General features: G+C 67.6%; 22 protein-coding genes and 1 pseudogene. 8 read left to right on the top strand and 15 right to left on the bottom strand.

Features of this window, described 5'->3' with window-relative positions; translation table 11 throughout:
* Positions 1 to 7 precede the first annotated feature (7 nt).
* The 5 genes and pseudogenes from V5E28_RS24765 (at position 8) to V5E28_RS24745 (ending at position 4,266) form a co-directional block, all read left to right on the top strand.
* Positions 8 to 277, top strand: coding sequence for a hypothetical protein (locus tag V5E28_RS24765; RefSeq protein WP_336209552.1), 270 nt, complete (start codon positions 8 to 10; stop codon positions 275 to 277).
* Entirely contained in the window at positions 274 to 1,512 is a 1,239-nt protein-coding gene (locus V5E28_RS24760) for an MFS transporter (protein WP_336209551.1), read from the top strand. Before V5E28_RS24765 ends, V5E28_RS24760 begins: the two co-directional genes overlap by 4 nt.
* A gap of 32 nt (positions 1,513 to 1,544) precedes the next feature.
* The gene (locus tag V5E28_RS24755; protein WP_336209549.1) at positions 1,545 to 1,919 is read left to right on the top strand and encodes a metalloregulator ArsR/SmtB family transcription factor; all 375 of its coding nucleotides are present in this window, start codon (positions 1,545 to 1,547) and stop codon (positions 1,917 to 1,919) included.
* A gap of 73 nt (positions 1,920 to 1,992) precedes the next feature.
* A pseudogene (locus V5E28_RS24750) lies at positions 1,993 to 2,485 on the top strand (pyridine nucleotide-disulfide oxidoreductase); the annotation flags it as partial.
* A gap of 464 nt (positions 2,486 to 2,949) precedes the next feature.
* Entirely contained in the window at positions 2,950 to 4,266 is a 1,317-nt protein-coding gene (locus V5E28_RS24745) for a M28 family metallopeptidase (protein WP_336209548.1), read from the top strand.
* Here V5E28_RS24745 and V5E28_RS24740 read toward each other — a convergent pair.
* From V5E28_RS24740 to V5E28_RS24670, 15 genes are all read right to left on the bottom strand, one after another.
* Positions 4,244 to 4,639, bottom strand: coding sequence for an arsenate reductase ArsC (locus V5E28_RS24740; protein ID WP_336209547.1), 396 nt, complete (start codon positions 4,637 to 4,639; stop codon positions 4,244 to 4,246). The two genes, V5E28_RS24745 and V5E28_RS24740, sit on opposite strands and share 23 nt — an antisense overlap.
* Positions 4,632 to 5,714, bottom strand: coding sequence for an ACR3 family arsenite efflux transporter (gene arsB, locus V5E28_RS24735; RefSeq protein ID WP_336209546.1), 1,083 nt, complete (start codon positions 5,712 to 5,714; stop codon positions 4,632 to 4,634). The genes V5E28_RS24740 and arsB overlap by 8 nt, the downstream gene beginning before the upstream one ends.
* Before the next feature lie 14 nt (positions 5,715 to 5,728).
* On the bottom strand, positions 5,729 to 6,070 hold the full coding sequence (locus V5E28_RS24730; RefSeq protein ID WP_336209544.1) for an ArsR/SmtB family transcription factor: 342 nt from the start codon (positions 6,068 to 6,070) through the stop codon (positions 5,729 to 5,731).
* 81 nt (positions 6,071 to 6,151) lie between these two features.
* Complete coding sequence (locus V5E28_RS24725; protein WP_336209542.1) at positions 6,152 to 6,340, bottom strand: hypothetical protein; 189 nt, start codon at positions 6,338 to 6,340, stop codon at positions 6,152 to 6,154.
* 121 nt (positions 6,341 to 6,461) lie between these two features.
* Positions 6,462 to 7,235 (bottom strand): response regulator transcription factor, encoded by a 774-nt coding sequence (locus V5E28_RS24720; RefSeq protein WP_336209540.1) that lies wholly within the window; start codon positions 7,233 to 7,235, stop codon positions 6,462 to 6,464.
* Between the two features lie 22 nt (positions 7,236 to 7,257).
* The gene (gene pstB / locus V5E28_RS24715) at positions 7,258 to 8,085 is read right to left on the bottom strand and encodes a phosphate ABC transporter ATP-binding protein PstB (RefSeq protein WP_336209539.1); all 828 of its coding nucleotides are present in this window, start codon (positions 8,083 to 8,085) and stop codon (positions 7,258 to 7,260) included.
* A gap of 30 nt (positions 8,086 to 8,115) precedes the next feature.
* Positions 8,116 to 9,006: a phosphate ABC transporter permease PstA gene (pstA, locus tag V5E28_RS24710; protein ID WP_336209537.1), complete on the bottom strand. Its 891-nt coding sequence runs from the start codon at positions 9,004 to 9,006 to the stop codon at positions 8,116 to 8,118.
* On the bottom strand, positions 9,006 to 9,944 hold the full coding sequence (gene pstC / locus V5E28_RS24705; RefSeq protein ID WP_336209535.1) for a phosphate ABC transporter permease subunit PstC: 939 nt from the start codon (positions 9,942 to 9,944) through the stop codon (positions 9,006 to 9,008). The genes pstA and pstC overlap by 1 nt, the downstream gene beginning before the upstream one ends.
* Positions 9,944 to 10,948, bottom strand: coding sequence for a PstS family phosphate ABC transporter substrate-binding protein (locus V5E28_RS24700; RefSeq protein ID WP_336209534.1), 1,005 nt, complete (start codon positions 10,946 to 10,948; stop codon positions 9,944 to 9,946). The genes pstC and V5E28_RS24700 overlap by 1 nt, the downstream gene beginning before the upstream one ends.
* A 577-nt stretch (positions 10,949 to 11,525) precedes the next feature.
* Positions 11,526 to 12,359, bottom strand: a complete 834-nt coding sequence (locus tag V5E28_RS24695) for a DUF1206 domain-containing protein (RefSeq protein ID WP_336209532.1) — start codon at positions 12,357 to 12,359, stop codon at positions 11,526 to 11,528.
* Positions 12,360 to 12,827: 468 nt separating this feature from the next.
* The gene (locus V5E28_RS24690) at positions 12,828 to 13,427 is read right to left on the bottom strand and encodes a hypothetical protein (RefSeq protein WP_336209530.1); all 600 of its coding nucleotides are present in this window, start codon (positions 13,425 to 13,427) and stop codon (positions 12,828 to 12,830) included.
* A 69-nt stretch (positions 13,428 to 13,496) separates the two neighbouring features.
* Positions 13,497 to 13,793 (bottom strand): GlsB/YeaQ/YmgE family stress response membrane protein, encoded by a 297-nt coding sequence (locus tag V5E28_RS24685; RefSeq protein WP_336207192.1) that lies wholly within the window; start codon positions 13,791 to 13,793, stop codon positions 13,497 to 13,499.
* Between the two features lie 240 nt (positions 13,794 to 14,033).
* The gene (locus tag V5E28_RS24680) at positions 14,034 to 14,180 is read right to left on the bottom strand and encodes a hypothetical protein (RefSeq protein ID WP_336209528.1); all 147 of its coding nucleotides are present in this window, start codon (positions 14,178 to 14,180) and stop codon (positions 14,034 to 14,036) included.
* A 178-nt stretch (positions 14,181 to 14,358) separates the two neighbouring features.
* The gene (locus tag V5E28_RS24675) at positions 14,359 to 14,556 is read right to left on the bottom strand and encodes a hypothetical protein (protein ID WP_336209527.1); all 198 of its coding nucleotides are present in this window, start codon (positions 14,554 to 14,556) and stop codon (positions 14,359 to 14,361) included.
* An 82-nt stretch (positions 14,557 to 14,638) separates the two neighbouring features.
* Complete coding sequence (locus tag V5E28_RS24670) at positions 14,639 to 14,950, bottom strand: UBP-type zinc finger domain-containing protein (protein WP_336209525.1); 312 nt, start codon at positions 14,948 to 14,950, stop codon at positions 14,639 to 14,641.
* Positions 14,951 to 15,256: 306 nt separating this feature from the next.
* Between V5E28_RS24670 and V5E28_RS24665 the strand changes: the two genes are divergently transcribed.
* The 3 genes from V5E28_RS24665 (at position 15,257) to V5E28_RS24655 (ending at position 16,601) form a co-directional block, all read left to right on the top strand.
* Entirely contained in the window at positions 15,257 to 15,427 is a 171-nt protein-coding gene (locus V5E28_RS24665) for a hypothetical protein (RefSeq protein WP_336209524.1), read from the top strand.
* Between the two features lie 161 nt (positions 15,428 to 15,588).
* On the top strand, positions 15,589 to 16,023 hold the full coding sequence (locus V5E28_RS24660; protein ID WP_336209523.1) for an STAS domain-containing protein: 435 nt from the start codon (positions 15,589 to 15,591) through the stop codon (positions 16,021 to 16,023).
* Between the two features lie 170 nt (positions 16,024 to 16,193).
* Positions 16,194 to 16,601: an STAS domain-containing protein gene (locus V5E28_RS24655; RefSeq protein ID WP_336209522.1), complete on the top strand. Its 408-nt coding sequence runs from the start codon at positions 16,194 to 16,196 to the stop codon at positions 16,599 to 16,601.
* The last annotated feature ends 110 nt before the right edge of the window (positions 16,602 to 16,711 follow it).

Genomic DNA, 16,711 nt, shown 5'->3' with positions numbered 1-16,711 from the left:
GATTGACATGTCAGACGGATACCCCACCGCCGCTCAGAAGGAGGCCTTGCGCCTCATCTGCGACCACGGCCGGTTGCACACACAAGAGCTGGGCCGCCAGTTGGTCAGCGCCCGACGATCCAGCAGCAACCCGGGCTTCGCACCGGCCATCGCCCGCATGGCCGCGACCTTGGCCTGGCGGCTGGAGGCCCAGGGCTTCATCGCCGAAACGGGGGATGAGTGGACGACGACCGCGGACGGCCGCCGCCTGATCGCCTGCTCCAGCGAGGCGGAGTGAGTTCCACCGCCGAGACCGCCGCCCCACCCACCTGGGGCGGCGGTCCGCCGCATTCCGGCCGCGGCTGGCGGATCGTCGCCGCGCTGGCCGTTACCCAGACCATCGGCTACGGCGTGCTGTACTACGCCTTCTCCGTCTTCCTCGCGCCGATGGCCCGCGACCTGCACGCCACCAACGCCCAGATCGCCGCCGCGCTCACCGGCTCGATCCTGATCGCCGCGCTGTGCGCGCCGCTGGTCGGCCGCCGCCTGGATGCCCGCGGCGGCCGTGGCATCATGACCGCCGGATCGATTCTCGGCGCGAGCGCCGTGCTGGCCTGGTCGCGGGTGGAAAGCCTGTGGCAGCTGTACGCGGTGTTCGCCGCGATGGGCATCGCCTGCGCCATGGTGCTGTATGAGTCCGCCTTCGCCGTCATCGTCAGCTGGTTCGACGGTCCTGCCCGGGAAAGCGGCCGGGCAGGCGCTCTGCTCGCGCTCACGGTCGTGGCCGGCTTCGCCTCCTCGATCTTCCTGCCGCTCACCGGACTGCTGGTGCAGGGGTACGGCTGGCGCCAGGCCCTGGTCGTCCTGGCGCTGATCTACGGCGTGGCCGCGATCCCCTTGCACGCGCTGGTCCTGCGCCGCCGCCCCCACGCCAAGCGCGAGCCCGCCACCGCACAAGAGCGTGCCGATATCGTCAAGGCCGCCATCCGCCGGCGGCCGTTTTGGCTGCTGGTGCTCGCCTTCACTGCCAACGGGGGCGCGGCGGCGGTGATGGCCGTCCTGCTCATCACTTACCTCATCCACCTCGGGCACTCGCCCGTCCTGGCGGCCACGCTGGCCGGACTTCTGGGGGTGTTGTCAGTGACCGGACGCCTGCTCACCACCGGCCTGCAACGCCGGCTGCCCGCCGCCCTCATCGCCGCTGCGATCTTCGCCCTGCAGGGCGTCGCCGTCCTGCTGCTGCCGCTGGTCGGGCACACGGTGCCGGGCGCCATCGGCTGCGTGCTGGGATTCGGGCTGGGCTTCGGCATCGCCTCCATCACCCTGCCGCACCTGCTGGTCGGCCGGTACGGCACCGCTGCCTACGCCACCTTGTCGGGCCGCGTTGCTGCCTTCTCCGTCGCCGACAAGGCGCTGGCCCCGCTCGGAGCGGTCGCGCTGGCTCAAGTGGCCGGTTACGGCTGGGTCATGGGGGCCGTGGCCGCCGCCTGTGCGATCGCCGCGTTCGCGCTGGTGGCCTACCACCGCGTATAATTTAGACAGATGTCGAATCAGGGAGTGTCGTCATGACCGCCGTCACCATCCAGTGCTGCGCGCCGATCGCCCGCGAACCGCTCAGCGAGGGCGACGCGGCAGACCTCGCGGTCATGCTCAAGGCCGTCGCCGATCCTGTACGGCTGCGCCTGCTGTCAATGATCGGTTCCCACGCCGGTGGCGAGGCCTGCGTGTGCGACCTGACCCCGGGCTTCGACCTGAGCGCGCCCACCATCTCCCACCACCTCAAGGTGCTGCGCACCGCCGGGCTCATCGATTCCGAACGGCGTGGCACCTGGGTCTACTACTGGATCGTCCCCGCGGCGGTGAACAAGCTCGGCGCCCTGTTCGCCCCGCTGGCAGAACCCGCCCCCAGGTCGGTCGAGCTGGAGCTCACCACCGGATGACCGACGCTCCCCGCCGCCGCCACCGTCGACGTCGTCGTCATCGGCGGTGGGCAGGCGGGACTCGCGGCGGGCTACTACCTGCGCCGCGCGAAGGCCGCCCATGCTGCTGGTAGATGGCCGGACCCTGTTCGCGCTGACCACCCGCCGTCACCAGGCCGTGCTCGCCGGGCAGAGCGTTTGCCGGCGTCGGCGGCCTGGGCGACATCGTGGCCGTCCCGCCGGTGCGGGAGGCCCGTGACCGGGGCGCGCTCAAGGCCGAGCCCATGTTCAGCCGCATCACCCCCCGAGGCGTCGCCTGGAGTGATGGCAGTCAACTCGCCTGCGACGCCATCATCTGGTGTACCGGCTTCCGGCCCGATCTCGGACATCTGGCCCCGCTACGCCTGCGCGGTGCAGGCGGCCTCATTCCCACCGAAGGCACCCGCGCTCTGGACGAGCCCCGCCTGCACCTGCTCGGCTACGGCGACTGGACCGGGCCTGCCTCCGCCACCCTCATCGGTGCCGACCGTACGGCCCGCACCGCGGTGGCCCAGGTGATGCACCATCTGGCCGCCCATCCCCGCTAGCCGCCTGCCCCCTTGGGGTCCGGCCCTGATCTCCTGACCGTGGCCTCCTAGAGCGGGAACTGATTAGATATCGCTCTAACTTGACGAACATCTAAGTATCATGACAGGGTGGCCTTGCTTAGACATTCATCTAAGTGGCGAGGTGGCCGTCTGATGCTCACTGCCGTTACGAAAGGGAGACCCGCAATGACGAACGACATCAGTGGTGGATTTATCGGAAGCCTGGACGAGGCGTTCGCTCCGCCGGCCGCGGGAGGGTGTTGTGGCAGCTCGGCCTCTGTACCGGACGCCGGCGCGGCTGCCGAGGCGGTGACCTCCTGCTGCGGAAGCCAGGCCGCGGCCAGCGAGGCCGGCGAGGCCGGATGCTGCGGGCAGGCTCCAGCTTCGGCCAACGCACAGTCCACCGACAGCCCAGCCGCCGGATGCTGCGGATGACCTCCCAGTCCTCGGCCGAAACACCAGCCTTGTCGCCGAGTGGGTCGGGGCAGGAACTGGCGGCCCTGATGGAGCAGGTCTCGGCGCAGCGGATGCTGGCCACCGTGCGGGAACTGGCCGCAGACGAGTTCACCGGCCGCCGGGTGGGGACGCCAGGCGGCCGGGCCGCGGCCGACTGGCTCGCCCGGCAGTTGCGCGCCCTGGACGCCGAGGTTGAGCTCGATCCCTTCCCCGTCAGCACCGTGCGCGAGCTGTATCGCACGCCGGTCCTGCGATGGAGCATCGGCGAGCGGATGCGTCGGCTGGAGCATCGCCGCGAGTTCGTCGAGCACCTGGCCTCGGCTGAAATGTCTCAACCGCAGACGGCGCCCCTGGTGCCTGCCGACTCCGCTGACGTGCGCGACCGGTGGGTTCTGGCCGAAGCCGGCGATTGGGCCCGGGCCTGCGACCGGGCCGAGGCTGAGGGCGCGGTAGGCGTGCTGATGGCGCGCGGCGTCGACGAGGGCGGCTGGATGCCCAAGATGATCGCCGGCCCGACCGTCCGGGCAGTGCCGGTTATCGGGATGCGCACCGACCTGCACCGGCACCTGGCCGACACGCTGGCTGGAGGCGGGACGCCCGCCCAGGTGCAGGTGACCGGATCCATCCCGCTGCGCTCAGTCGCCACCGAAGGGCTGAACGTCCATGCCCGCCTGCCCAGCACCGGCCGGCACGTCCCCGGTGTGGCTCGCGTGCTGCTGACCGCGCACTTCGATGGGGTGGGCGACGACCCGCAGCGCCGGTTGCCCGCGGCAGCCGACAACGCCTCTGGCGTGGCCGCGGTCTTGGAAGCCGCCCGCGTCCTGTCCTCCGGGTTGAGCGCGCCGTTGGACCTGTCGGTGGCCTTTCTGGACGCAGAGGAGACGGGCGCCTGGGGGTCGGCCCACCACGCTCCCCAGGTACCGCCAGGCACCGTGGTGATCAACCTGGACGGAGCCGCGCAGCTGCACCAAGCCGCCTCCATCGAGGCGGGCGGGCCCGCCCATGCCCTGCTGGCCACCCTGGATCAGGCCGGGCGGCTGACCGGGCTACCGCTGCGAGCCGGGTCGATGGCCTCCGACAACCGCCGCTACGCCTCAGCTGGGCTGGCCGCGATCGGCATCGGCATGGGCATGCCCGGCTACCAGACCCCGGCCGAGACCGTCGAGCGCGTCGAGGCGGCCACCTTGCTGGCCGCCGCACGCCTGCTGGTCGCCACCGTGGCGTTGCTGGCCACCTCCAGCACAGAGGCGAACGAGCCGCGCGGGAGCGCCGTACGGCAGGTGCTCCCGCGTGGGCACCTGCTCAGCCCGGCACCAGCTCGCTGACAAGCTTTTCGACCCGGGCGCGAATCTCCTCGCGGATCGGGCGTACGGCCTCGATGTCCTGCCCGGCCGGGTCTTCCAGCTTCCAGTCTTCGTAACGTTTGCCTGGGAAGATCGGGCAGGCGTCCCCGCACCCCATGGTGATCACCACGTCGGAGGCTTGGACAGCGTCGGCAGTGAGAATCTTGGGCTGAGCGCCGGTGATGTCGATGCCGGCCTCGCGCATGGCCTCGACGGCCACCGGGTTGATCTGCTCGGCAGGGGCTGATCCGGCCGAGCGGACCTCGATGCGCTCCCCGGCCAGGTGAGTCAGCCAACCGGCGGCCATCTGGGAGCGCCCGGCGTTATGGACGCAGACGAACAGGACGCTAGGCATTGGCGGGCTCCTTACTGAACAGACGTCGACCCCACAGGCTGACGTACACCAGGGCGACCAGGACGGGCACTTCGATGAGTGGGCCGACGACGCCGGCAAGCGCTTGGCCGGAGGTGACGCCGAAGACGCCGACCGCGACCGCGATGGCCAGCTCGAAGTTGTTGCCAGCAGCGGTGAAGGCGAGGGTGGCGGTGCGGTCGTACCCCAGGCCGACCGCCCGGCCGGTCAGGAAGGCGCCGCCCCACACAAGGAAGAAGTAGACCAGCAGAGGCAGGGCGATGCGGACCACGTCAAGCGGCCGTTCGCTGATGGTGTGCCCCTGCAGGGCGAACAGGATCACGATGGTGAACAGCAAGCCGTAGAGGGCGATCGGGCTGATCTTCGGCAGGAAGCGGGTCTCGTACCATTCCCGTCCCTTGGCTCGTTCGCCCAGCTTGCGAGAGAGATATCCGGCCGCGAGCGGGATGCCGAGGAAGATGAGGACGTACTGAGCTATGTCCCACATGGAGATGTCCAGCGCAGCCTGGGACAGTCCGAGCCAGCCGGGCAGGACTTGGAGGTAGAACCAGCCGAGAGCGCCGAAGGCGACGACCTGGAAGATCGAGTTGAGGGCGACCAGGACGGCGGCGGCCTCCCGGTTACCGCAGGCCAGGTCGTTCCAGATGAGGACCATGGCGATACAGCGGGCCAGACCGACGATGATCAGACCGGTCCGATACTCAGGCAGGTCGGCCAGGAAGGTCCAGGCCAGTACGAACATCAGGGCGGGCCCGACGATCCAGTTCAGGACCAGGGACGAGATGAGCATCCGGCGGTCGCCGGTGACCGTGTCGAGCCGGTCATAGCGGACCTTGGCCAGCACTGGATACATCATCAGCAGGAGCCCCAGAGCGATAGGCAACGAGATCTCACCGATCTTCACCGCCTCCAGCGCCGTGTCGAGGCCGGGCACCAGGCGCCCGAGCAGAAGTCCGGCGGCCATAGCCAGGCCGATCCACACCGGTAGGAACCGATCGAGTGTGGACAACCCCCCGATCACCGCCGGCGCCCTGCCCGTCACGTCTGTGGTTGACACAACGCCTCCTCGTCTCAGACCGTGGCCGGCGTGTTGAGCAGCCCCGACAACTCGGCGAGTGTCTCCGGCACCAGTCGGTAGTAGACCCAGGAAGCGCGGCGTTCGGAAACGAGCAGACCGACGTCCTTGAGAACCTTCAGGTGATGGCTGATCGTCGGTTGCGACAGCTCGAACGCGTCAGTGATGTCGCACACGCAGACTTCGCCGCCTGCATGGCTGGCCACGATCGACAGAATGCGCAACCGCACGGGATCGCCCAGGGCCTTGAAGACGCGTGCCACTCCGGCGGCTCGCTCGGCGTCGAGCGGCTCTCGCGCGAGCGGCGGACTGCACTCCAGCAGCTGGAGCAGTTCCATTGATTCTCCCTGCATGGGCATCCATCTATGTCAATCTCTATCTATATTGACAGATATCTATGGGTGCTGGAAACGGTGGGCTCAGCTCACCGGCACCTCGAGTTCCATCAGGAGGGCGCGGGCGCGGCGCTCGATCTCGTCGCGGATCGGCCGGATCTCCTCGACCGTCTTGCCCGCCAGGTCGACCAGTTCCCAGTCCAGGTAGCGCTTACCCGGGTATACCGGGCAGGCCCCTTGCTGGCATCGATTGCTATCGATATTGACATTCATCGATGCTCAGTCAGCGAACGGAACGTGAACAGATGGCGTCGCACAGGCTGCGACGCTGAAGATGCCTAACCCGAGCTCCCAGCCGAATGACTGCAGGGAGCTCGCCGATACCTTTTCGACCTCAGCGTCCCGCACCGGGTGAAGGAGAGGCCAGGCGATAGCCGACGCCGCGGACAGTTTGAATCACGGTGTCGTCGATGTCTCCAAGCCGTGCTCGCAGCCGCTTCACGTGTACGGCGATCGTGTTGGTAGCGACATTGTCGCCGGAGGCATGCCAGACCTGACGCATGATCTGCTCGCGGGTGACGGTCCGATCCAGGTTCCGCATCAGGTAATGCAGCAGCTCGAACTCACGGAGCGGTAGATGCACCAACTCGCCGGCGACCCGGACCTGGTAGGCGTTGATGTCGAGCTCCACATTGCCCACCACGAGGATCCTGTTGCCGCTGGCCTCGCCTGATGCCGTGGCCTGGACCAACGGCAACAGCTCATGCAGCCGGTAAGGCATGGCGATGCAGGCGGTAGCCCCCGCTGCGAGCGCCTGAACCGCCAGTTCCGCGTGTCCTTCGCCGACGCCCAGAAGGACGGGCACCGGCCGGCTGGCGCGGATCGCCTTGACGAAGTCCACCGCGCTGATGAGTGGAAGCGAGGCGCTCACCAGCACGACGTCCGGCCGCAGCGCCCCAGCCTGGAGGAGGGCTTGAGCGCCGTCGGGCACACCTGTCACGTCGACGCCCTCTCGCCCGAGAGCGTCCGCAAGCTCCTGGACGCCGGCCGTGTCAGGGTCAGCCACCAGCAGCATGGGAACGGTGGGCGCCCCAGGACGCGCCCGCGTAAGGCCCTCGCCGCTGCGGGCTTCCTCGCCCCCGTCGAGTATTGCCTGCGGCTGGATCACCCGGGTCCTCCTCTGAGTTGGGTCACCCGAAGCGCCCGGTGATGTAGTCCTCCGTGCGCTTGTCGGTCGGATTGGTGAAGATGCGGCTGGTCTCGTCGAACTCGACCAGGCGGCCGTGCCTCTCGCCCTTGCTGTCGACGTCCGCAGTGAAAAAGGCGGTGCGGTTGGACACGCGGGCGGCCTGCTGCATGTTGTGCGTGACGATGACGATCGTGTAGTCACGTGCCAGGTTCTGCATCAGGTCTTCGATCTTGGTGGTGGCGATGGGGTCCAGGGCCGAGCAGGGCTCATCCATCAGGATGACCTCGGGCTTGACGGCGATTGCCCGCGCGATGCAGAGACGCTGCTGCTGGCCACCGGACAGGGACAGGGCGTTCTGCTTGAGCTTGTCCTTGACCTCGTCCCAAAGGGCGGCCTGGGTGAGGGCCTGCTCGACCAGGTCGTCCATCTTGCCCTTGATGCCGTTGACGCGGGGGCCGTAGGCGATGTTGTCGAAAATCGACTTGGGGAAGGGGTTCGGCTTCTGGAAGACCATACCGATGCGCCGCCGCACCTCGATTGGGTCCACGTGGTCGCCGTAGAGGTCCTCGCCGTGGTACAGGATCTTGCCGGCGGCGCGGGCGCCGGGGATGAGGTCGTTCATCCGGTTGAAGCAGCGCAATACCGTGCTCTTGCCGCAACCGGAGGGGCCGATCATCGCGGTGATCTCGCGGTTGCCGATGGACAGGTCGACCTCGCGAACGGCCTCGTAGTCGCCGTAGAAGACACTGAGATCGGAGACGGTGAAAACCGGGTCGAGGGATTCGGCGTTCCTAGGCGTCTCCGGCCCGCGGACTGTCAGGTTCGGCATGGGGGTTCCTACTTCAGTCATTGTCTTCCCTCACCAGCGCTTCTGGTAGCGGTTACGGAGCCAGATGGCGACAGAGTTCATCAGCAGCAGGATCAGGAGCAGGATCACGATCGCCGCCGCGGCCAGGATGTGGAAACCTTCGCGCGATTGGGAGATCCAATTGAAAATCTGGATCGGCAGGACGGTGTAGCTGGCGAAGATCCCGTCCGGGTTGAAGCGGATGAAGGACACAGCACCCAGCATGAGCAGCGGGGCCGCCTCACCGATCGCTCGGGAGAGCGCAAGGATGGAGCCGGTCGCGATGCCGGGGATCGAGGCGGGGAGCACCTGCCGGGAGATCGTTTGCCACTGTGTGGCCCCGAGGGCGAGCGAGCCCTCGCGGATGGACGGCGGAACCGCGCGAATCGCCTCACGCGAGGCGATGATCACAATGGGCAGGACCAAAAGCCCGAGAGTGATCGACGCGGTGATCACGCTGAAGCCCAGGCCGAACGTGCGGGCGATGATGCCCAGGCCGAGAATGCCGTAGACGATCGACGGGATTGCGGCCAGGTTCTGGATGTTCAGCTCGATGACCCGGTTCCACCAGCGGGTCTTGTCGGCGTACTCCTCCAGATAGATCGCTGCCGCTATGCCGGTCGGCAGGGTGAGGAGCGCGGTCAGCGAGATGACCCAGAGCGTGCCCGTGATGGCGGACTGCGCTCCGGCGATCTCCGGGTTGCGCACCGAGGGCATGTTCTCCCACAGGCGGGCGTCGAGCCTTGGCCAGCCTTCCATGAACACGTAGGAGAGCAGGGCGAGCAGGAAGACGAACGCGATCCCCAGGCTGGCGATCAGGGCGGTCCGGAACAGGTGTTCCCTGACCGGTCGCCCCTTGCTCGCCAGCTGTACGGCAGAGCGCGGTGTCGAGAGAACGGCCATTACTCGTACACCTCACGGAACCTTCGCACCAGACGGGCACTGACGTAGTTCATCGCGAACGTCATCACAAAGAGCAGTGATCCCACTGCGAAGATGGTGTTGTAGTCGACGGTGCCGATCGGCACGTCTCCGGAGCCGGCCTGGGCGATGAACGCGGCCATGGTTTGCATGGCCTTACCGAGGTCGAAGGTGAAGTTGGGCTGGCCGCCGCCGGCGATGTAGACGATCATCGTCTCGCCGGCGCCACGTGAGATCGCGAGGATGACGGCCGCGACGATGCCGGAGAAGGCGGCAGGAAGGACGACTCGGAGCGAGGTCGTCATCTTGGAGGATCCCAGCGCGTACGAACCTTCGCGCAGCCCGCTCGGCACCGCTGTCATCGCATCCTCGGAGAGGGATGCGACGATCGGGATGATCATGAAGCCGACGACGAGGCCCGCGCACAGTGCGTTGAAGATCTCGACCTCGAAGGGGAGGACGCTCCGCAGCAGTGGGGTGACGAAGCTCAGCGCGAAGAATCCGAAGACCACGGTCGGGATGCCCGCGAGCACTTCGAGGACGGGCTTGCAGATCTGCCTGACGCGCGGCCTGGCGTATTCGGACAGGTAGATGGCGGCGCCCAGGCCGAGAGGCACGGCGACGAGGACCGCGATGCCTGTCGTGATGAGGGTCGCACTGACCAGCGGCAGTACGCCGTAATGAGGAGGCTCGAACAGCGGGCCCCAGTCGGTGGAGGTGAAGAATTCCACCGGGCTGATCACGGCGAAGAATTTGATCGTGGGTTCGAGGAGCGACACCACGATGCCGATGGTGGTGGCGACGGAGACCAGGGCGGCCAGCAGGAGGACCGCCTTGATGATTCGCTCACCGTAACGCGGGCGCGACCGCGCCAGGGACCGTGATGTCCCAGGCGCGGCCGCGGAGTGCGGGGCGACCATCAGCCAGCCTGCGTCTTCAGGGTGGCGAGGTCGGTCTTGAGCTTGGCCTCCTGCTCGGAGTTCAGCGGGATGTACTTCGCGTCGGTCGTGATCTTGCTGATGTTGTTGATGTAGAAGTCGAGGAAGGCTACGACCTCGGGCCTCTTGGCCGCCGCGGCGGACGGGTAGACGAACAGCGGCCTGGCCAGCGGCGTGTACTTGCCGTTCTGCGCGGCCTCGACGCTCGGCGCGACACAGCCTTCGCCGGAGTCGATCTCAACAGCCTTCAGCTTGTCGGCGTTCTCCTCGAAGTAGGTGAAGCCGAAGTAGCCCAGGCCGCCCTTGGAGCCGGTAACGCCCTGGACGGTCACGTTGTCGTCCTCGCTCGGGCTGTAGTCCTTGCGGCTCGCGCCCTCTTCGCCGTTGATCTCATCGGTGAAGTAGTCGAAGGTCCCAGAGTCGGTGCCCGCGCCGAACAGCTTCAGGGGCTCGTCCGGGAACTTGGGGTCAACCTGCTTCCAGGTGGTGATCTTGCCCTCCGCCGCCGGCTCCCACATCTTCTTGAGCTGCGCGGTGGTGAGGCAGGTCGCCCAGGTGTTCTCCTTGTTGACCACTACGGTGAGCGCGTCGGTCGCGACCGTGAGCTCGGTGAACTTGACTCCCTTGGTCTCGCAAGCGGCCTTCTCCTCGTCCTTGATCGGACGCGAGGCGTTGGAGATGTCGGTCTCGCCGTTGCAGAACTTCTCGAAGCCACCGCCGGTGCCGGAGGTACCGACGGTAACGTTGATCTTGGGCTGCTCTTCGGCGAAGAACTCGGCCGCGGCGCTCGTCAAAGGAGCAACCGTGCTGGAGCCGTCAGCCTTGACCTGGCCTGCCAGCTCAGTGCCGGCGCCTTGGGTGGCAGCCGCACTTGCGGTGCCGTCCCCGGCGGGCGGTGTGGTGTTGGTGCCGCCACATGCGGCGGAAAGAGCCACAACGATGGCGGCTGTCGCCGCCGCGCTGAGGCGGCGCTGTCCACTGGTCACGGTATGCGTCCTTCTCCGTAGTGAGAGCTGGTCTCGATGCACTTAGATACAAACGACCCAAAGTGAACAGACGGAAAACAGGCCATGACTACAGATGGAAGGCGTCTGCCGAAGCGCATGAACCCTTGGTCATGGGAGCGCGACCTGTGCGAATACCCGGATTCGGCTTGCCGAACACTCTCCCATGACGAGGTGTTAACCGATCCAGCCGCCCCACGGTGAACAGGCCACAGAGCATGGGTTGCACGGATCGCGTCCGAGTAGTCTGGTGTCACACGTTCGTCGCCAACCGCCTGAATGGCGACGCTGCGGCGGTTACCCGCCACCGGGTGAAGGCAGTTCGATCGTCGAGGAGCATACGGTTGACCCGACCGCCGACGGCCCCCCAGATGAACGGAAACGTTCGGATGGCTCCCCTGATGCTGGTGGCCCGCCTCCAGGAGGCGGGGTATGGCCTGTCTGGCCAGCGATCTCAGGCTGGGAAGAGCCACCAGCATCGCTCCCGGCCCCAGCGAGGCGGGAGCGGCAACGGGCGGGGACAAGCTAGTGCCGGCGGCTCAGCAGCGCGGAGTCGTCTCTAGCCGGGTTCCGTCTTGCGCCAGCGGGCCTCGAAGCAGGAGTAACACCCGAAGGTGACCAGGCCGAGCGCGACGGCTACCAGCAGCCAGGGGCCAAGGGGCGTCAGCGTGAACTTGCGCAGCGCCCCGTCCAGGCCCTGCGCCTTCTTGGAGTCGAACGTGGCGGCGGTGATGACGAGGAACACGCCGAGGACGGCGAACACGCTGCCGCGCGCGAAGATGCCCACGAACCCCAAGACCTTGACGGTCCCGCGGGTGCGTACGCCCATGTGTGTCATGTGCAGGTTCTCGGTGAACTTTCTGCGGACGGCTTCCACGATCATGGTGATACCCACCGCCACGACACCGAGGCCGATGAGCAGGACCAGCCACCGGCCACCCGGATAGCTCATCAGCGCGGCGGTGACGTCCTTGGACTGGTCGTTGCCCGAACGCCGGCTTCCAACGTCGAGCAGGAAGACGACGATGCCGATGCACAGAGCGATGTAGACGATGGCGCGGGCCAGTGATGCCAGCCGTTTGACGGCCGTTCTCCCGTTCGGGCTGGCCTGCCCGTAGGCCACCTCGGCCAGCCGCCACAACGCCAGCCCGGCGAAGCCGATGGCGACCAGCCACAAGGCGATGAATCCGCCGGGGTAGGCGACGACGGCGTGCATCGCTCCTGAGGCGTCGGCCGCCTCACCGCCGACGCCCACGCCGATCTGTACCGCCAGCACGCCGATCAGCAGGTAGTTGACACCGCACGCCACGAACCCTGCTCGGGCCAGCCACTCCAGCCAGCGGCTTGAGGCCGCCTGGCGGCCCGCGGACTTCACGTCGCTCTTCACGGTCATCTCAACCCTCCAGATGCGGCCTGTCGGACAGTGCCTTGCGTAGCGCCTTGACGGCCGTCGGGGTAGGAACGCGCAGCCACCCTCAGTTGCTCGGTGTCGCTATGGCCGGTGTTCTTCCACGGGTCCTGCGGCTCACCGATGCGGCCTTCCAACGCCTGGTGGACCGAGGTCATCACCTCGTCCAGCAATGAGTCGGCGCGTTGCACCGCATCGCGGGGATCGTCGACGAAGGACGCCTGAAGGTCGTGCTAGCGGAGACACCGGCGGTGCGGGCGATGCGGATGCGGTTGGGGGTTGGGCGGCCTGGTCGAAGACGAGCCGGTCAGACGGTGTCGCCGGCTGGGCATTGTCGTTGCTGTCGTCGTTGTTGTGCTTGTCAATGGGTACAGGCCGCAGCGGCAGTGTGTCGGCGAATTCGTCGAGTCGCTCATCGAGGCGTCCGGAGTCGTTGCGGAGGTCCATATCGAGTCACCTTTGCTGGGAGTCGTCCTGGAGCGCTGGTTGCTCCTCGCGGACTTTGGCCGGCTGAGGGTGGCGCTCGTCGCCGTCGTCGAGGAGTTCCTCGAACAGGGCGCGGTAGTGCACCATGGCCTGCCGGAGATCCTCGGTGGATGCCTCGCCGGAGGTGGCGCGTCCGCTGATCTCGTGGGCCTGTCGGTAATGGTGCAGGGTACGGCCGTGCACCACCGACAGGTCCGCCAACTGCTGCCGGAAGCCTCCGGTGGGATATCCGCGCTCGGCCATGGCGGCCGTGACCAACTCGTCGGCCTCGGTCACGGCGGCGCCCGGCGCGTCCACGAACCGTTGCTGGAGTCTGGTCCATTGCCCGGCGTAGCTCTGCCGGGATTCGGGAGTCAGCGGGGTGATGTCGAGGGTGGCGAACCGCTTCTCCCGGGCACGCAGCTCCTGCTCGGCCTCGCCGCGGCTGTCTCGTTGGTTCAGGGCGTGTTCGTATTCGGGGCCGAAGCGCCGGCGCAGGTGTTGCCGGCGCCGGCGCACCACGACGAAGCCGATGGCCGCTATCAGGACCACCGCCATGGCGACGGCCGTCCAGGTCATCGTGGACATGTCTGCCTCCAGCAGATGCCTGCGGCGACGTGCATCACATATCACCCCCGCAGCGTGCGCTGGGCGGGGTCACCGGCGGCCGGCCCAGCGGCCGGTGCGGCGGCCCGAACGCCGGCCGGTGATCAGGTTGTAGCCGATCAGCAGGACTGCCGCGCCGACGATGGCGCAGATCCAGGTGGACAGGTTGAAGAACCCCTGGACGCCCGAGACGTGGAACACCTCGGTGGCCACAAAGCCACCCAGCAACGCTCCGGCGATGCCGAGCGCGAAGGTGATGATCAAGCCTTGTGAGTCTTTGCCGGGGACCAGCATTCTGGCCACCAGTCCTGCGACCAGTCCGAGGATGATCCAAGCGATGATGCCCATGGCCGAGCTCCTGTGGCGGTGCATCGATGTCTGCGCGGATCGGTCTTCCGGACCGGTCGAGCAGGGGGCCGGCCCCCGCGGGATTGCCGGTGCCGACGGTCGAAGTCGTTCGCCCCGAGCCAACACCACACGTGCGGGCGGGGAAACAGGCGATCCGGGAAGGACTCATCTGCAGAACCGATCAGCAGGGCGAAGGGTTACGTGGCGCAACCAACGTTGATACCGGCGCGTCAGACAGCCTCATCGCGGCGGCGGCTGGCGGAGCATCTTCCCCGGGGGCGGTTCGGTGGGCCGGGCGACGGGTCGCAGCCAGCCGAGCCGCTCGGCGAGTTGTCTGGCGCTGTCGATGACGGCGGCGGGGTGGGCGAGGGACTGGCGTGATACCACAGCAGTGACCAGGGGTAGTGCGTGACGGGTTCGGTCAGGGGTCGCCAGACGGTTTCTGGACGGTTGGAGGTGCGGGAGGAGGGGACGCAGTGCACGCAGCGGTGCTGGAGCACGAGGTCGGCGATATGAACCGTCTTCCTGCACTGTGGACCCTCGGGCGGCTTCGACAGCCCCGGCGCTACTTGCTGGGCTGGGGCGTCTGGCAGGCGATCTTCGGGTTCATGCCGAGGTAGTTGAGGGGTCCCGCCAGGATTGTCACCGCGATGGTGGCCACCTGATTGCAGTTCTCCACAGGTCCTGTGTAGTAGCCGCGTTGGCCTGCGGCGACGGCGCCGGCGATCAGCCACAGGATGAGCGCTATCGATACGATACGCATCGTTCTACCTCCATCTTCGTCAATTGCTCGGGGAGGGCCGGAGGCGTTGAGGGACGGCCGGCTATCACTGGGAAGATGCTGTTCACACGGTCCGTTCGTGGACGTAACACCAGCGCCAGGCCGTCTCCTGTCCCAGCGCCGTGACCACCGGATGGTCGGTCTCCCGGTAGTGCTCGCGGGCGTGGGTGCCCGGCGAATCGTCGGAACAGGCCACCCAGCCGCACGTCAGGCACGCCAGCAGCCGCATCCAGGCCAGGCCGAGAGCTAGGCATCCCGCGCACTGCGGTAATCCCTGCTCAGCTCCCGGTGATACATCAACATGCTCGCACCGTGGCGCCTGACCGTTCAGGCTGCCGCGCGCGCTGACTTCGATGCCATCGATGTTCAGGGTCATGAAGACCCTCCTCAGGCGACAGCCGGCACGAGGTGTGCCGGCTGGTCCCGTTCACTCAACCTGGTCGGCCTGCCAGCGGAAACGAGCAATCGCAGCAAGCCCCATCACCAGCCGCGATCGCCACTCTGAGCGCGCCTCGATGGCTGGGATGGCAGGGAAGAGCTGACGATGATGCCGGACAGCGCGAGTCCGGCCATGCCCTGGATCTGCTGTCGGCTGGTCAAGGCGATCACAGACAAGGACGGGGCGGGGCTGGGCACCAGGGATGGGCGGTTCGGCCACCCTACCGAGAGGGAGCGATTCATCATGATCTCCGAGTTCCGGTTACAGTGGCCGATCACCCGCGACCTGGCGGCGCTGCGTGAGTGCGTGCACCTCTTCGGTGTCGGAGCCGGTCTGACCGGGCAGCGCCTGGAGGACCTGGTGTTCGTGGCGAGATCCCGCCGCCCTCACCTGACCGGTGATCGCCGGTGGTGATAAGCCTGGCTGACATCGGCGGTTTCCGCTCCGGCGGACCTGCTGGATGATCAGATCACTGCACGGACGACACCGCTCACGCTGGCACCATCGCAACGTGTTCATGCCGCCTCAAGCCCGCGGCCCTCTTGTCTCCCGTACTCCCTACGTAGGAGCCCGGCATGAACACCACGGACAGCACCCAAGCCCCCGCACCCGTGATCGCCTCAGTGATCGCAACCGTGGTCGATCCACCAGTGATCACGCCCACCCCGATCAGGGCCGACCGGCTTCTGCGCACCTCCCTGCTCGCCGACCGCGCGGGCCTGCGGATCGAGGGGGAGCTCGACCGCTCCACCTTGCCCGCCCTGAGGCGGGCGCTGGCCACGATGGCGAGCGGCGACGCCGGCTCCTGCGTCGATCTGAGCGGCCTGACGTTCATCGACACCGGCTGCCTGCGCGCCCTGGTCAACGCCGCCGCCGCCCTGCGCGAGGGCGGAGGTGACCAGGTCCTGACCCTGCGGTCGGTGCCCCCACAGATGCGACGCCTACTCGAGCTCATCGGCTGGGACCGGGTGCAGGGTCTCCACCTGCAGGCATCGGCGCGCCCTGGCTGACCCACGCCTGGCCCAGCTCACTCATGAGCCACCGGCCCCAGGGGCGGATGCCCACGGCGTGGTGCCGCCGGCCACCGTCGCAGCACGGGTCACCGACCTCATCCGGCCTCATCGCGGAGCCCTGTCGCCGCGAGACCCGCATCCACCGATGCCCTCGATCGGAGCACCTCATGACCACCCTCCACCCCCGCCTCGGGGCAGGTCTGTGGCTCATCCCTATCGGGGCCACCGTCGTTCACCTGCGCGGCGAGCTCGACCTCGCCACCCGCGAGGCGGTACGCGAACGCCTGCTGTGCGCCTTGCAACACAGCACAAGCCTGCTCATCCTCGACCTGTCCGAGGTGTCGTTCTGCGACGCCGCCGGGCTCGGCGTCGTGGTCGGCGTCCAACACCAGGCCAGATCCCTGGACATCGCCCTCGGCCTGGCCGCGGCCCGCCCGCATGTGTCCAGGGTGCTGCGCCTCACCGGCTTGGACCGCAGCTTCCCGATGTACGGCACCACCCCGAGCAGAGGCACCGGCTTGGGTACGGGCAGAGGTACGGACAGGGCCGGGTCCGGCCCTGCGACAGCGCGATGAGGCTTCGTGCGCGTATGTCTGTTCTCCCAGCTGGCAGCGGGCCGGCCGCTCGGTCGCGCTCTTGTCCTCGTGCCGTGGCAGCAGCCGAGCTGGACCGGCTGCGCCATCAG

This window comes from Nonomuraea sp. LPB2021202275-12-8 (assembly GCF_037044575.1).
In the GTDB taxonomy this organism is placed as follows: Bacteria; Actinomycetota; Actinomycetes; order Streptosporangiales; family Streptosporangiaceae; genus Nonomuraea.
Note: the sequence above shows the minus strand (reverse complement) of the source record. Positions and strands in the feature narration are given on the sequence as shown.

Coding starts and splice junctions, on each gene's coding strand:
- pstB (WP_336209539.1), bottom strand. CDS start 8,085: ATGCCGAACCTGACAGTCCGCGGGCCGGAGACGCCTAGGAACGCCGAA.
- V5E28_RS24755 (WP_336209549.1), top strand. CDS start 1,545: ATGACCGCCGTCACCATCCAGTGCTGCGCGCCGATCGCCCGCGAACCG.
- V5E28_RS24660 (WP_336209523.1), top strand. CDS start 15,589: ATGAACACCACGGACAGCACCCAAGCCCCCGCACCCGTGATCGCCTCA.
- V5E28_RS24675 (WP_336209527.1), bottom strand. CDS start 14,556: ATGCGTATCGTATCGATAGCGCTCATCCTGTGGCTGATCGCCGGCGCC.
- V5E28_RS24665 (WP_336209524.1), top strand. CDS start 15,257: ATGATCTCCGAGTTCCGGTTACAGTGGCCGATCACCCGCGACCTGGCG.
- V5E28_RS24725 (WP_336209542.1), bottom strand. CDS start 6,340: ATGAATGTCAATATCGATAGCAATCGATGCCAGCAAGGGGCCTGCCCG.
- V5E28_RS24670 (WP_336209525.1), bottom strand. CDS start 14,950: ATGACCCTGAACATCGATGGCATCGAAGTCAGCGCGCGCGGCAGCCTG.
- V5E28_RS24730 (WP_336209544.1), bottom strand. CDS start 6,070: ATGGAACTGCTCCAGCTGCTGGAGTGCAGTCCGCCGCTCGCGCGAGAG.
- pstA (WP_336209537.1), bottom strand. CDS start 9,006: ATGGCCGTTCTCTCGACACCGCGCTCTGCCGTACAGCTGGCGAGCAAG.
- V5E28_RS24690 (WP_336209530.1), bottom strand. CDS start 13,427: ATGTCCACGATGACCTGGACGGCCGTCGCCATGGCGGTGGTCCTGATA.
- V5E28_RS24765 (WP_336209552.1), top strand. CDS start 8: ATGTCAGACGGATACCCCACCGCCGCTCAGAAGGAGGCCTTGCGCCTC.
- V5E28_RS24740 (WP_336209547.1), bottom strand. CDS start 4,639: ATGCCTAGCGTCCTGTTCGTCTGCGTCCATAACGCCGGGCGCTCCCAG.
- V5E28_RS24695 (WP_336209532.1), bottom strand. CDS start 12,359: ATGACCGTGAAGAGCGACGTGAAGTCCGCGGGCCGCCAGGCGGCCTCA.
- V5E28_RS24685 (WP_336207192.1), bottom strand. CDS start 13,793: ATGGGCATCATCGCTTGGATCATCCTCGGACTGGTCGCAGGACTGGTG.
- pstC (WP_336209535.1), bottom strand. CDS start 9,944: ATGGTCGCCCCGCACTCCGCGGCCGCGCCTGGGACATCACGGTCCCTG.
- V5E28_RS24655 (WP_336209522.1), top strand. CDS start 16,194: ATGACCACCCTCCACCCCCGCCTCGGGGCAGGTCTGTGGCTCATCCCT.